The sequence below is a fragment of the Streptomyces sp. NPDC092369 genome, assembly GCF_044755245.1.
Classification (GTDB): Bacteria; Actinomycetota; Actinomycetes; order Streptomycetales; family Streptomycetaceae; genus Streptomyces.
On record NZ_JBIVQP010000016.1, the window covers coordinates 1 to 1,204 of the forward strand.

The window sequence follows — 1,204 nt, forward strand, 5'->3', positions numbered from 1 at the left end:
TGAGCTGGGGGTGGCCGCAGAGACCAGCGAGAAGCGACTGTTTACTAAAAACACAGGTCCGTGCGAAGCCGTAAGGCGATGTATACGGACTGACGCCTGCCCGGTGCTGGAACGTTAAGGGGACCGGTTAGTCCGATTTCGGTCGGGCGAAGCTGAGAACTTAAGCGCCAGTAAACGGCGGTGGTAACTATAACCATCCTAAGGTAGCGAAATTCCTTGTCGGGTAAGTTCCGACCTGCACGAATGGCGTAACGACTTCTCGACTGTCTCAACCATAGGCCCGGTGAAATTGCACTACGAGTAAAGATGCTCGTTTCGCGCAGCAGGACGGAAAGACCCCGGGACCTTTACTACAGTTTGATATTGGTGTTCGGTTCGGCTTGTGTAGGATAGCTGGGAGACTGTGAAGCTTGGACGCCAGTTCAGGTGGAGTCGTCGTTGAAATACCAGTCTGGTCGTGCTGGATGTCTAACCTGGGTCCGTGATCCGGATCAGGGACAGTGTCTGATGGGTAGTTTAACTGGGGCGGTTGCCTCCTAAAGAGTAACGGAGGCGCCCAAAGGTTCCCTCAGCCTGGTTGGTAATCAGGTGTTGAGTGTAAGTGCACAAGGGAGCTTGACTGTGAGACCGACGGGTCGAGCAGGGACGAAAGTCGGGACTAGTGATCCGGCGGTGGCTTGTGGAAGCGCCGTCGCTCAACGGATAAAAGGTACCCCGGGGATAACAGGCTGATCTTCCCCAAGAGTCCATATCGACGGGATGGTTTGGCACCTCGATGTCGGCTCGTCGCATCCTGGGGCTGGAGTCGGTCCCAAGGGTTGGGCTGTTCGCCCATTAAAGCGGTACGCGAGCTGGGTTTAGAACGTCGTGAGACAGTTCGGTCCCTATCCGCTGTGCGCGTAGGAATATTGAGAAGGGCTGTCCCTAGTACGAGAGGACCGGGACGGACGAACCTCTGGTGTGCCAGTTGTTCTGCCAAGGGCATGGCTGGTTGGCTACGTTCGGGAGGGATAACCGCTGAAAGCATCTAAGCGGGAAGCCTGCTTCGAGATGAGTATTCCCACCCCCATGAGGGGTTAAGGCTCCCAGTAGACGACTGGGTTGATAGGCCGGATCTGGAAGGCGGGTAACCGCTGGAGGTGACCGGTACTAATAGGCCGAGGGCTTGTCCTCAGTTGCTCGCGTCCACTGTGTTAGTTCTGAG

Annotated in this window: 1 rRNA gene; it reads left to right on the plus strand. The window is 56.2% G+C overall.

The features are described from left to right. Positions 1-1,173 (plus strand): 23S ribosomal RNA (locus tag ACIQI8_RS44910); the annotation flags it as partial. Positions 1,174-1,204 lie beyond the last annotated feature (31 nt).